At 71.8% G+C, this 12,419-nt stretch carries 14 protein-coding genes; 10 read left to right on the top strand and 4 right to left on the bottom strand.

The window, feature by feature from the left end:
• Window positions 1–20 precede the first annotated feature (20 nt).
• Window positions 21–581: a DUF2378 family protein gene (locus NR792_RS15655; RefSeq protein WP_375760829.1), complete on the bottom strand. Its 561-nt coding sequence runs from the start codon at window positions 579–581 to the stop codon at window positions 21–23.
• Between the two features lie 250 nt (window positions 582–831).
• Between NR792_RS15655 and NR792_RS15650 the strand changes: the two genes are divergently transcribed.
• The 3 genes from NR792_RS15650 (at window position 832) to NR792_RS15640 (ending at window position 4,113) form a co-directional block, all read left to right on the top strand.
• On the top strand, window positions 832–2,274 hold the full coding sequence (locus tag NR792_RS15650) for a hypothetical protein (RefSeq protein WP_375760828.1): 1,443 nt from the start codon (window positions 832–834) through the stop codon (window positions 2,272–2,274).
• Window positions 2,275–2,367: 93 nt separating this feature from the next.
• Entirely contained in the window at window positions 2,368–3,234 is an 867-nt protein-coding gene (locus NR792_RS15645) for an ATP adenylyltransferase (RefSeq protein ID WP_375760827.1), read from the top strand.
• A gap of 66 nt (window positions 3,235–3,300) precedes the next feature.
• The gene (locus NR792_RS15640; RefSeq protein ID WP_375760826.1) at window positions 3,301–4,113 is read left to right on the top strand and encodes an SAM-dependent methyltransferase; all 813 of its coding nucleotides are present in this window, start codon (window positions 3,301–3,303) and stop codon (window positions 4,111–4,113) included.
• Here NR792_RS15640 and NR792_RS15635 read toward each other — a convergent pair.
• Window positions 4,094–5,308 (bottom strand): MFS transporter, encoded by a 1,215-nt coding sequence (locus tag NR792_RS15635; RefSeq protein ID WP_375760825.1) that lies wholly within the window; start codon window positions 5,306–5,308, stop codon window positions 4,094–4,096. The two genes, NR792_RS15640 and NR792_RS15635, sit on opposite strands and share 20 nt — an antisense overlap.
• A 13-nt stretch (window positions 5,309–5,321) precedes the next feature.
• Window positions 5,322–5,894 carry a hypothetical protein gene (locus tag NR792_RS15630; protein ID WP_375760824.1) on the bottom strand — a complete coding sequence of 191 codons (573 nt, stop codon included), beginning with the start codon at window positions 5,892–5,894 and terminating at the stop codon, window positions 5,322–5,324.
• 146 nt (window positions 5,895–6,040) lie between these two features.
• Between NR792_RS15630 and NR792_RS15625 the strand changes: the two genes are divergently transcribed.
• From NR792_RS15625 to NR792_RS15600, 6 genes are all read left to right on the top strand, one after another.
• The gene (locus NR792_RS15625) at window positions 6,041–6,553 is read left to right on the top strand and encodes an RNA polymerase sigma factor (protein ID WP_207048529.1); all 513 of its coding nucleotides are present in this window, start codon (window positions 6,041–6,043) and stop codon (window positions 6,551–6,553) included.
• Window positions 6,546–7,265, top strand: coding sequence for a hypothetical protein (locus NR792_RS15620; protein ID WP_375760823.1), 720 nt, complete (start codon window positions 6,546–6,548; stop codon window positions 7,263–7,265). Before NR792_RS15625 ends, NR792_RS15620 begins: the two co-directional genes overlap by 8 nt.
• Window positions 7,262–8,887, top strand: a complete 1,626-nt coding sequence (locus tag NR792_RS15615) for a caspase domain-containing protein (protein WP_375760822.1) — start codon at window positions 7,262–7,264, stop codon at window positions 8,885–8,887. The genes NR792_RS15620 and NR792_RS15615 overlap by 4 nt, the downstream gene beginning before the upstream one ends.
• 177 nt (window positions 8,888–9,064) lie before the next feature.
• The gene (locus NR792_RS15610; RefSeq protein ID WP_375760821.1) at window positions 9,065–9,385 is read left to right on the top strand and encodes an FmdE family protein; all 321 of its coding nucleotides are present in this window, start codon (window positions 9,065–9,067) and stop codon (window positions 9,383–9,385) included.
• On the top strand, window positions 9,358–9,573 hold the full coding sequence (locus tag NR792_RS15605) for a hypothetical protein (RefSeq protein ID WP_375761629.1): 216 nt from the start codon (window positions 9,358–9,360) through the stop codon (window positions 9,571–9,573). The genes NR792_RS15610 and NR792_RS15605 overlap by 28 nt, the downstream gene beginning before the upstream one ends.
• A 159-nt stretch (window positions 9,574–9,732) precedes the next feature.
• Complete coding sequence (locus NR792_RS15600; protein WP_375760820.1) at window positions 9,733–11,244, top strand: ABC transporter substrate-binding protein; 1,512 nt, start codon at window positions 9,733–9,735, stop codon at window positions 11,242–11,244.
• Window positions 11,245–11,347: 103 nt separating this feature from the next.
• On the opposite strand, the gene NR792_RS15595 is transcribed toward NR792_RS15600, so the two are convergent.
• A complete protein-coding gene (locus NR792_RS15595; RefSeq protein WP_375760819.1) occupies window positions 11,348–11,725 on the bottom strand; it encodes a DUF1304 domain-containing protein in 378 nt (125 codons plus the stop codon).
• 92 nt (window positions 11,726–11,817) lie between these two features.
• Between NR792_RS15595 and NR792_RS15590 the strand changes: the two genes are divergently transcribed.
• Entirely contained in the window at window positions 11,818–12,411 is a 594-nt protein-coding gene (locus NR792_RS15590; RefSeq protein ID WP_375760818.1) for a TetR/AcrR family transcriptional regulator, read from the top strand.
• Window positions 12,412–12,419: the final 8 nt, after the last annotated feature.

Here is a 12,419-nt window from a genome sequence, read left to right as displayed (position 1 = left end):
CGGGGGGGACCTGGGCGGACTCAGGAGCCGGGGGCGCCCCAGGTCACGCGGTACGTGACGCTGTCGTCGTCGAACTGGACCACGTCCACCTGCGTGGCGGGGCCGCTGGCGGCGCGCACCGTGGCCAGCATCACGCCCTGCTTGAAGTAGCGCAGCAGGCCGGGCTCGTTGAGCCACAGGTCCGCCTCGCGCTCGCCGCGCTCGGTGATGACCACCTCGGTGTAGTTGTTGCCGGTGCGGAAGCTGTGCTTCGCACGCAGCAGCATCCGCTTGGGCCCGATGAGCCGCAGCACGCCCAGGAGCGCGCGGCCCACCATGGTGTCGCGGTAGCCGTCGATCATCCGCTCACCCAGCATCCGCCACGCCACCTGCTCCGGCTGCTCCGGGTGGAGCGTCTTCGCCGTCAGCGCCACGCAGCGCGTCCACGTGTCCAGCGAGTACGCCGGCTGCAGCGGGCGGTCCAGGTCCAGGCCCTCCTTGCGCAGCTGCTCCTTGAGCGCGAAGGACACCTTCCCGGACAGTCCCCGGACGAAGAGTCCTTCGACGATGGTCGGGAATACGAGTTTGTCGGCGGTGGCCATGGGGGCCATTCCGCCCAGCACCGCTGGTTCTGGTCAAGACCTACCGCCAGGGTGGCGTCCAACGCTCGAAAGCGCGGTCGCCCTCCAGGGCCATTCCGCCCCGTTCCCGCGCGCGTGAAACATCGCTTGTGTCCATGTAATTCAAGCAAGCTGTGTAAACACTCCCCTGCGTCGGCGGGCGCGGGCATCTGGTAGCCTCCGGATGCTCCTCGTTCCGCCCGGCTCGCCCGCAAGCTCCCCTCAAGCTCCGATGACGTCCCGTGTCCTGACGTGCCTGCTGCTGTCCGTGCTGTGCGCGCTGCCGGCGGCTGGCGCGAGGCCTGTGCCCGCCCCGGCCGCGCAGGGCATGGCGATGCTCCAGCGGATGGACACGGCGCGCGTCCAGGGCAGCCCCAGCACGCTGCGCACGGAGCTGGACGCCCAGGAGGCGAAGGCGCCCAAGGACCCGATGCCCCGCGTATACCGGGCCTTCCTCGCGCTGCCCTCCGACGAGAGCTTCGCCGAGTTCAAGGCGCTGGCGGTGGTGTACCCGGAGAACCCGTGGCCGCATGTGGGCATGGGGCTGGTCTACGTGCGCTGGCGCATGTTGAAGGACGCGGCCGCGCCGCTGGAGACCGCGCGCAAGGTGGTGCCCGGCTTCGCGCCCGCGCTGTGGGCGGACGGCCTGCGCCTCCAGGCGGAAGGCAAGCCCGCGGAGGCGGAAGGCCGGCTGCGCGAGGCGCTGGCGAAGCTGGACATCCCGCGCTTCCGCACCGACCTGGCGCTGCTGCTGGCGGGACGGCCCGGGGGCGCGGCCGAGGCGCGCGCGCTGCTGGTGCGCTCGGTGAAGGAGTGGCCCGAGCAGCCGGAGGCGCTCCAGGTGCTGTCGCGGCTGGCCCGCGAGGCCGGGGACGCGAAGGCGGGCGCGGAGGCCGGCGCGCTGCTCGTCGCGCTCCAGCCGCATGACCGTGAAGCGCACCGGCGGCAGGCGGAGGCGTGGCTCGCCGCGGGCGACAAGGCGCAGGCGGTGAAGATGCTGGAGCGCTACGCGACGCTCGGGGGCGCGGAGCCCGCCGTGCTCGCCACCTGGGTGCGGCTCAACGTGGAGCTGAACCGCCCGGACGACGAGGCGAAGGCCCTGGTGCGCCTGGCCGCCGCGACGCCGAAGGATCCGGAGCCGCTGCTGCGGCTGGCGACGCTGGCGGAAGGCAAGCAGGACGCGGCCGGCACCGAGGCCCGGCTGGACCAGGCGGTGGCGCTCGCGCCCCAGCGCGCGGACATCCAGGTGCGGCGGGCGCGGCTCTTGCTCAAGCAGGAGCGCTACTTCGAGGCCGTGGCGGCGTACCGCGCGGGGCTCGCCGCCCCAGAGCGGCCCGTGCCCGAGGCGGTGGAGGAGGCCGCGCAGCTCTCCAAGAAGCTGCGGCTGCCCGCGGCGCCCGCGAAGGGCACGGTGGAGCAGATCTACGACCGCGTGTCGCTGGGGCTGGTGGCGCTGTACCTGGAGCACCTGATGGAGAAGCCGGACCTCAAGGGCAACCTGAAGGTGCGCGTGGACCTGGACCCCACCGGCAAGGCCACGAACGTGGTGGTGCTCTACGACAGCCTCCAGGACGTGCTCATCACCCACCACGCGCACGTCGCCTTCATGGACGCCCAGTACCCGCCCGGCAGCCCGTCACCGGAGTACCAGTACGTCTTCCGCCCTCCGCGCTGAGGCGGACATCGCGGCGCTTCTCCTACCGGAAGCGGGTTGACGCTGGCGGCGCCGGACGGCACAGACTCCGGGCCTCACGACAGGAGCCCGCCCGTGAACGCCGCACCGCTGACGCCCGCCGCCCTGTGGCCCCGCACGCTGGCCGTCACCCGGCACGCGCTGGAGACCGGGGCGCTCCAGCCCATCGCCACGCAAGCGCGCACGCTGCCCATCGCGAACACCACGTTCCAGGTGCGCGTGCTGGGGCGGGTGGCGCTCAAGGAGCGCAAGCGGCCGGCACCGCCGGCCGGCACGGAGCCGTTCAACCCGTTCGCGAACCCGGAGCCGGACCTCGTGCTGGGGGACGTGCCTCCCGCGCACGTGTGCCTGCTCAACAAGTTCAACGTCGTGGAGCACCACCTGCTGCTGGTGACGCGGGCCTTCGAGTCGCAGGACGCGCTGCTGACCCGCGCGGACTTCGACGCGCTCTCCACGTGCCTGGAGGGGCTGGACGGGCTGGCCTTCTACAACGCGGGGGAGACGGCCGGCGCGAGCCAGCGCCACAAGCACCTGCAGCTGGTGCCGCCCCTGGGGCCGGACGGCCGCCGCGCGCCGGTGGAGGCGCTGCTCCCCCCGCTGCCGGGGCCCGGCCGCGTCATCGCCGCGGAGTCACTGCCGTTCGCGCACCTGCTGGCGGGCCTGGGGCCATGGGGAGCGCCAGGGCAGGGCGAGCGGATGCTGGCGGCCTACCGGCTCCTGCGGGAGGCGATGGGCCTGGGCGAGCCCGCGCCGTACAACCTGCTCGTCACGCGGGACTGGATGCTGCTCGTGCCCCGCTGCCGCGCGGAGCACCTGGGCGTCAACGTCAACGCGCTGGGCTTCGCGGGGTCGCTCCTGGTGCGCACGCCCGAGCAGTTCGACGCGGTCGCCGCGCTGGGCCCCCTGGAATTGCTGCGCCAGGTCGCGGGCGTCGCTCCGTAGGAAGGGTGCAACCACGCGAGCGGACCGGCACAATGCCCGGACACCAGGCTCACGGAGCGACCCCCCATGGATGTGAACGAGCTGGCCCGCGTGCCGGGCGTGAATCCCCAGGTTCCCGACGCGGCACGCATCTACGACTACACGCTGGGCGGCACCCACAACTTCGAGGCGGACCGGCAGGCGGCGGAGTACATGTTCTCGCTGCTGCCCTCCACGCGGAAGTGGGTGCGGATGCTGCGCGCGTGCCTCCAGACCGCGGCGAAGCGGCTGTCCGCGGAGGGCTTCACGCACTGGGTGGACTTCGCGTCCGGCCTGCCCACCAACGACCACGTGCACGGCGTGCTGCCGCAGGACGTGAAGGTGCTGTACTCGGACATCAACCCGCTGACCATGGCGCAGGCGCGCGTGCTCCTGGGGGACGACCCGCGCGTGCGCTACCTGGAGTGCGACATCCGCCAGGCGAAGCCCTTCCTGGAGCGCCCCGACGTGCGCGACTTCCTGGGCGGCGAGCGCAAGGTGGCCATCGGCGCGAACGGCATCACCGTGTTCCTCAAGGCGGAGGAGAACCAGAAGTTCTTCCGCGACCTCTACGACTGGGCCGCGCCGGGCTCCAGGCTCTTCACCACGTTCGAGACGAAGGACCCCGCGAAGACGACGCCCCAGTGGGAGCAGTTCGTGGGCATGTTCCAGAAGATGGGGGAGACCTTCGAGCTGTTCTCCCTGCCCGAGTACCTCAAGCTCTGCGAGCCGTGGACCCCCGGCCCCGGCGGCGTCCAGCCGGTGAGCCGGTTCCTGGGGCTGCCCGAGGACTACATCACCGAGGAGGACCGCCAGGGCGTGGGCATCGAGTTCTACGCGGTCATCCTGGAGAAGAAGTAGCCGACTTCGCGCGGTAGCGCAGTCCCACGAGCGCCGCGACGAAGCCCGCCGCGGCGCCCACGCACAGCGCCTGGCGCGGACCGAACGTGTCCGCGACCCACCCGACGACGGGGGCGCCCAGGGGCGTCCCGCCCAGCGCGATGGCCAGGAGGATGGCGAGCACGCGCCCGCGCATCGACGGGTCGGTGGACAGCTGCACCAGGCTGTTCGCGGTGGTGGTGAAGGTCTGCGCCGACACGCCGATGACGACGAGCATGACGCCGAAGAGGGCGTAGGCCGGCATCACCGCCGCGAGCAGCAGCCCGGCGCCGAACACCGCGGCCCCGGTGACCAGCAGCCCGATGCGCGGCTGCGCGCGCCGGGCGGAGAGCAGCGCGCCCGTCACCGAGCCCATGGCCATGATGGACGTCAGGAGCCCGTAGCCGCTCGCGCCCTGGCCGAAGACGCTCACGGACATGGTGGAGATGAAGATGGGGAAGTTGAGCCCGAAGGTGCCGATGAGGAAGAACATGATCAGCACCGCCTTCAGGTCCGGCCGCTTCCAGACGTAGGCGAAGCCCTCCAGCAGGCCCCCGCGCGTGCCTGACGTCCGGTCGCGCACGTGCAGCTCGCTCGTGCGAAGGAGGCTCAGGGAACAGAGCACCGCGCCGAACGAGGCCGCGTTGATGACGAACATCCACCCGGAGCCCACCCAGGAGATGAGCACCCCAGCGATGGCGGGCCCCAGCATGCGCGCGGCGTGGAACGAGGTGGAGTTGAGCGCCACGGCGTTGGAGAGGTCCTCCTCGCCCACCAGCTCCGCCACGAACGTCTGGCGCGCGGGGGCGTCGAACGCGGTGACGCAGCCCAGGAGGAACGCGAACACGTCGACGTGCCACAGCCGCACGTGCCCCCAGAGCGTGAGCAGCCCCAGCCCCAGCGCCAGGGCCCCCAGGGTCGCCTGCGTGGCGAACAGGAGCTTGCGGCGGTCCAGGTGATCCGCCGCGAAGCCCGTCAGCGGGAGCAGCAGCACCTGCGGCGCGAACTGGAGCGCCATCACCACGCCCACCGCCGTGGCGTTGTTGTGGGTGAGCTGGGTGAGGACGAGCCAGTCCTGGGCGGTGCGCTGCATCCACGTGCCCACGTTGGACACGATGGCTCCGGCCGCCCACGTCCGGTAGTTGAAGCCCCGCAGCGACCGGAACGTGCCCGTCATCCCGCCCGGTATCTCACCCGCACGACTCTCCCGCCAGCGCGCAGCGGGCGGACGCACAGGGCGTGAATGGAGGGCTGGAGCCGCAGCCCGAGGGCGCGCACTGGCAGGTCGTGACCCGGTGGGAGGACGGGTCGCAGCACGGCTCGTAGCTCACGGGCTGCTGGGGGCCCGCGTCCACGCCCGCGTCGGTGCCGGCGTCCACACCCGCGTCGGTGCCGGCGTCCACGCCCGCGTCCGTGGAGGTACCTGCGTCGGTGCTGGTGCCTGCGTCCGTGCTGGTGCCCGCGTCGGTGGTGGAGCCCGCGTCCTCGACGCTGACGCCACCGTCGGGGTCATCGTTGCCGGCGTCCTGGCCCCCCTGGACGGAACCGCAGCTCTGGCTGAGCGACACCGTGCAGGTGCCGGCGGCGCACGCCCGGAAGGTCGTGTCGCAGACCTCGGTCACTTCACAGAGGCAGGTGTCCACCTGTCCGCCAACGCAGCAGACGGCCCAGGACGCCTCGCCGATGAGCGACGGGTCCTCGTAGAGCGGGTCGAAGCACGCGGCGAGGAGCGCGATGAGGGAGGCGAGGACGGGTCGTTTCACGGCGCTTGGGACACCCGGTGCGGCCGGTCTGGGACATGCCGCCGGGGTGGGACTAATATCCCACGGCCCATCGCGAATGCGATGCGATGTCCCAGGCCGCCGGGGCCGGGTGTCTCAAGGACGAAAAGGAAGGTCGGACCAGGCGGATGGGGAGCGGGCTCGATGCGGAGGAGCTCAGGCAGCTCTACGAGCGCTTCGCGCCCGTGGTGCACCGTCGCGCGCTCGCGCTGCTGGGGCGCGATGCCGATGCGTGGGACATCGTTCAAGAGGTCTTCGAGCGCATGCTGACGGCTGGCGCGCGGTTCCGACGGGAGGCCCGTCCGATGACGTACGTGTACCGCGTCACCACCAACCTGTGCCTCAACGCGCTGCGCTCGCGCCAGCTGCGGGAGCCGGCGCTCCTGGAGGCCCCGGAGGCCGCGGCGCTCACGCCCAGCCAGTGGGAGGCCGCGGACTTCATCCGCCACCTCGTGGGGCGGATGGGCGAGCGCGAGCTGGAGGTGGCCACGCTGCACTTCTTCGACGGGCTGACCCAGGAGGAGATCGCCGGGATGCTGGACGTGTCGCGCAAGACCATCGTCCGCGACCTGGACTCCATCCGGAAGAAGGCGGCGGAGCTGGGGCGGCTGCCGGAAGCGCTGGAGGCGGGGCGTGGCTGAGCACCTTTCAAGGCTGGAGCTGGACGAGTGGCTCGCGGGGCTGGATGCCTCGGGGCGCGCGGAGCGGCACGTGGCGGCCTGCGCGGCCTGCGGGCAGGTTGCCGAGCAGCTGCGGCAGGCGCGCGCGTCGAGCCTGGGCGAGCCCCGAGCGAAGGCGGTGCTGGCGAGGCTGGAGGAGAAGCGGGCCCGGTCCACGAAGCCCCGCTGGAGCTGGGGCGTGCCGCTGGTGGCGGCGCTGGCGGTGGGGCTCGCGCTGGTCGTCTACGTGCCGCGCGGTGCGGACGATGGCGTGCGGTTGAAGGGCACCGTGGCATTGCGGCTCTTGTCCGAGCAGGGCACGCCGATGCTGGACGCGAAGCCCGGCGAGCGCGTGACGCTGGCGGTGGGCACGGGGCCGTACCGGAACGTGCTGGTGCTCGCGGTGGATGAAGCGGGAGTGGTGGACCGGCTCTGGCCACAGGAAGGCCGGACGAGCGGCACGGTGGCGCCAGGGGCGGAGGTGAAGCTGTCCCCGCCGCTGGAGGTGACGCCGGGGTCGGTGGCGCTGCATGCGTTCTTCTCGGACGCGCCGCTGGACGTGGAGCAGGCGCGCGAGGCGCTCACGTCGAGCGTCGCGGAGGCACGGACGAAGGGGCAGGGGCCGTTGGACGTGGAGACGCCGGGTGACATCGGGAAGGCCCAGGCCCGCACGCTGCTGAGGGTCGTGCCGTGAGGCGGGCGCTGGGCCCGGGCGTGCGGGTGTGTGCGGCGGTGGGCCGGCTCCAGAGGACCGCTGAGGAGAGGACCCCGCGCCGCTGGGGCCTGGGCGCCCAGGTGTTCGCGGTGCTGCTCGCGGTGCTGGGCCCGCTCAGGGCCGCGGCCGTGGAGGAGGCGCCGCGACGCTGGGCGCTGGTGGTAGGCGAGAACCAGGGCCTGGCCGGCGAGGAGCGGCTGCGCTTCGCGGAGGCGGATGCGCAGCGGATGCGCGAGGTGCTCCAGGAAGTGGGCACCGTGTCGCCGGAGCGGACGATGACGCTGCTGGGCGCGGATGCCGCGACGCTGCGGGAGGCCCTGAAGGGCTTCCGAGCGAGGCTGGCCGCGGAGGCGTCGTCGCGGGACTGGCTGTTGCTCTACGTGTCCTCGCACGCGGGAGACGGCAGCCTGCACCTGCGCGGCACCGAGCTGCCGATGCGCGAGCTGGTGGACTTCCTCAAGGGCGCGCCCGTGGGCGTGGGACTGCTCATCCTGGACTCCTGCCGCTCAGGGGGGGCCACGCGCCTGAAGGGCCTCAAGCCCGTGATCGCGCCCGTCACGATGGAGGCCTCGGACCTGGAGGGCCGGGTGGTCATCAGCGCGTCAGGCGCGGATGAGTACGCGCAGGAGTCGGATGCGCTGCAGGGCTCCTTCTTCACGCACCACCTGGCGGTGGGACTGCGCGGCGCGGCGGATGCATCGCGCGATGGGCGCGTCACGCTGGAGGAGGCCTACCGCTACGCCTACGCGAGGACGCTGGAGTCCACGCTCGTGTCACCCGGAGGCGTGCAGCGCCCCACGTTCCGGATGGACCTGCGAGGACGCGGCGAGCTGGTCCTCTCCGAACCGCAGCAGGCGCGCGGTCGGCTGACGCTCGACGTGAAGACGCCGGGCCGCTGGCTGGTGGTGGCGTCGGAGAGTGGCTCGCTGGTGGCGGAGCTGGAGAAGGGCGAGGGCCCTACGACGCTGGCCGTGGCGCCCGGCGCGTACCGCCTGCTGCTGCGCGCGGATGAGGGCTACCTGGAGCGGTCGGTGATGGTGCCGCTCAACGGAACCGTCACCGTGGGGGGCGCGACGTTCGAGGAGGCCGCGAGGCTGCGGCTCGCGCGCAAGGGGGGCGCGGGGGCTTCGCTGCTGCTCGCGGTGGGGCCGTCGCTGACGTCGGGCATCGTGGCGGGCCTGTCGTCCATCGCGGGCTTGGACGTGCGTCTGGTGCGGGAAGGACGGCTGTTCTCCGGAGTGGACACGTCGAGCCTGGGGCTCGGGGTACGCCGGGGGACGGGCAGCGGGGTGACCTTCCAGCAGACGGAGCTGGAGTTGCGGCTGGGTGCGGGGCCGCACTGGAAGCAGGGCGCCTGGACGTTCAGCGGCGCGATGGAGGCGGGAGCACTGGCCGTCTTCCAGTCCCGGATTCCGGAGGAGGAAGCCCGCTTCGGGCTCGAACCGCTGGCGCTCGTCACCGGGAGCGTGCGGCTGGACGTGCGAAGCCGCCTGTCGATGCTCCTGAGCGCCTCCGCCGGAGGCGTCATGGCGAAGCGGGACTCCGGCACGGCGCTGGTGCCCAGGGCCTCCGCGTCGCTGATGGTCGGGTACGCGCTCTAAGCCGACGGACACCCAGGCCTTCCCCCGACGCGGTCCCAACCTGTCCGACAGTCGGACAGGTTTGTGTGGAGTGCCGCGTGGAGAGGTCGCACGTCCGAAGGCCTGGCGGAGTCGTGGGTCGTCAGGGCCCGTCGCTTCCAGATAGAACGCTCCACCCGTCCTACCTCCGGAGCCCCCATGTCCGTGCGCCGCCGCCTCCTGCTCTCCGTCACGCTGGGCCTCACCCTGGGCTGCGCGAGCACGAAGCCCACCGCGACCCCGCCCGCTGAACCGGGCGCGCTGGAGCGGGTGGCGCTGGTGCATGGCGGCGCGGGGCCGTGGGCGGTCGCGGGCTACCGGATGGGCGAACACGCGCTCCAGCAGCTGGGCCTGCCCCGGGGCAGCTTCAAGCTGGAGGTCATCCATCACAGCCCGGCGAACGTCCAAACACCTGCGTCGCGGACGGAGCCGCGGCGGCCACCGGGGCCAGCCTGGGCAAGCTCAACCTGTCGCTGGTGACAGCGCCCGCTCCAGAGGACACCGCGACCACGTTCCGCCACCGCGACACCGGCCAGTCGCTCACGCTGCGTCCGTCCGCGAGCTTCGTGCAGCGCTTCCGCGACGTACCACGCGAGAAGCTGGGCGAAGCGGGCCGGGTCGTCCTCACCCTGCCGGACGCGGACGTCTTCGAAACCGTCGCGCCCTGAAGCCGCGCCCCTGTGATGTCACCCGCCGGCAAGCGCGTTTGCTTTCACCGCCCCGAGCGAAAATGGGGGTCGGAGTGCTGCCGGAAATGTCAGACCGACCCGGTATGAATCTCCCTGCGCGGCGCCATCCAAGGCGTCGCCGAAAGGGTCGTCTCCACAATGAATATGTCATTGATTTCCCTCGGGCTTTTGGTCGGCATGACGGGGGTCGGCTGCGCGGGTCTCGACGAGGCCGAGGCGGTGGACTCCTCCGTGTCGACGGACGCGACCTCCCAGGTCACTCAAGGCCTGATCACCCAGGTCACCGGCACCAGCACGGTCACCTTCGTCGCCGCGTCGGGCAACGAGACGAAGCCCTACGACCAGTCCGCCACGTCGGTGGTGGCATACACGCGGGACTCAACGACCGGGGCGTTCACGGCCTATCAGGGCACGGGATCCGCAGACGGCAGCATCTTCGTGCCGAACGTTCCTTCCGGCCGCATCTACCTGAAGCTGGGCTCGCGCTACCTGGTGAGCACCGGCCGCGCGTTCGACCTGGGCTCCACGGAGTGGGGCCGCGATGGCACCTTCGTCTCACTGCCTACCCCCGTGACGGTGTCCGCCACCGGCCTGTCTCCCTGGCAGCCGGGGGACTACCTGGAAGTGTATTCGTTGAACCCGGGCGCGTTCGGCTACATCAACACCGGCGTCACGGGGTTCCCCCTGGCGGGCGCCACGTCGCTCTCCGGGCTGACCTTCAATTACGCCGACATGCTCAACCCGGTGCTGCTCGACAGCGGCCTCGGGGATGTGTTCTCGCTGGCGCAGATGCGGTGGCAGACGAGCGCGAATGGAGTGCCCTACCGCGCGATGCACAAGGTGCTCGACACGAGCATGACGCAGGTGGAGGGCCAGCCCGCCACCGTCAGCGGAACCTTCACCCAGCCCGCCGCGACAGGCACCTTCGCGGTGGACTGGAGACGCTCGGCGTTCGAGGCCATGCGCACCCAGGTGAACCCGGGCGCGGTCAGCACGTACAGCGAGATCTGGATGTCCGCCCGGCCGGCCGCGCTGAGCTCGGCGATCGCGTCCATCAGCGGGCAGCCGCTGCTCGTGAAGCTCAATCCTGACGCGCAGCGGACCGACATCGTCACGGGGAGCATGACCTACAACAACCCGCTCCCGGCGACGTGGCAGAAGGTGGCGCTCGCCGCCGCGGGTTTCACGAAGAGCTACGCGCTGGGAACCGCGAGGCCCTACACGATGAGCGTGGACATCCGCGTGGATCAGGAGGCGAGCGCGTTCACCGCCGCGCCCGTGCAGCCCCTCGTCGGGCCGGTGCAGGCGCCCCTGGTGAACACGCGCGGCGCGTTCCAGAACCTCACGGGCGTGGGGACCGACGCCTCGCTGCGCTGGTCGAAGCCGCTGGTCGGCACGGCCACGAACTACGTGGTGAACATCTACCGGCTGGGCACGAGCAACGGCTCCACCACCGCGACGCGCGTGGCGGCGCTGCACACGGATCTCCAGAGCGTGTACCTGCCCCCGGGCGTGCTGCTGGCGGGCCAGACGTACTTCGCGGAAATCCAGAGCTGGTACCAGCCCGGCTCGGACCTCGCGACGAGCCCGTTCAAGCGCTCGCTGCCCCGAGCCCGCGCCAGCGTGCTCACGGGCATGTTCAGCCCGTAGCCGCTGAAGTCCTGGGAGGGGAGGGAGCCCGCTCCCTCTCTTCCTTTGGCCCCGCCGCTCCCACAGGTGGCTGGAGCGGCGGGCCCGAAGGGCGAAAGGCGAGTCAGAAGACGACGAGCGAGATGGCCAGGAGCGGCAGGGCCCCCTGGACGATGCTGGCCCGGAGGAAGCGCCGGTTGCTGCTCACCAGCACCACCGCCGCCAGCAGCATGCACGCGCAGCCGAACACCACCGCCGCCACGCCCGACACCACCGCGCCGGTGTGCACCAGCACCACGCCCACCAGCACGCCCAGGGCCAGGAACAGGTTGTAGAAGCCCTGGTTGAACGCCATCCCCTTCATCACGTCCGCGTCCGCCTGCGACTTCAGCCCGAAGCGCCGCCACACCTTCGGCCGCGTGAAGACGAGGCTCTCCATCACGAAGAACAGCACGTGGATGAGCGCGGCGATGACCGCGAAGACCTGCGCGAGCAGCGACATGATGACTCCCCCTCCGGGGTCGGGTTATTCTGAACCAGTCAGTTCCGAATTCATATTGAAACGGTCGGTTCAGAATTGTCAAGGAGGGTGACGTGGCGAGGACGCGGGCGTTCGACGAGACAGAGGCGGTGCGGGCGGCGCTGGGGGTGTTCTGGTCGCGCGGCTACGAGGCGACGTCGCTGTCGGACCTGGAGTCCGCGACGGGGCTGAACCGCTCCAGCCTGTACCAGACGTTCGACAGCAAGCGCGGGCTGTTCGCGCGGGCCATCACGCTGTACCTCCAGGAGGTCATCGGGCCGCGGCTGGGCGTCTTCGCGAAGGACGCGCCGGGCCTTGAGCAGGTGACGCAGTACTTCGAGTCGCTCGCGACGACGATGGCCACCGCGCCGCCGGCCCTGACGCGGCGGGGGTGCCTGCTGGTGAATACGGCGACGGAGCTGGGCCCGCATGACGCGGAGGCAAGGCAGGCGGTGGAGGACTACCGGGCGCTCCTGCGAGGCCACCTGACGCGGGCCCTGGAGGGCGCGGCGCGGGCGGGCGTGCTGCCGCGCAAGACGGTGGCCCGCCGGGTGGAGCTGCTTCTGGGGGCGGTGATTGGCGTGCTCGTCACGGCCCGCGTGGACCCGGCCGCCGCGGCGAAGCTGGCGCAGGCGACGGCGGGCGAGGTGGCGGGCTGGGCGGGGTAGGGTTGCCG

Source organism: Corallococcus exercitus (assembly GCF_042231735.1).
GTDB classification, from domain to species: Bacteria; Myxococcota; Myxococcia; order Myxococcales; family Myxococcaceae; genus Corallococcus; species Corallococcus exercitus_B.
This window is presented reverse-complemented; position numbering and strand designations above follow the sequence as displayed.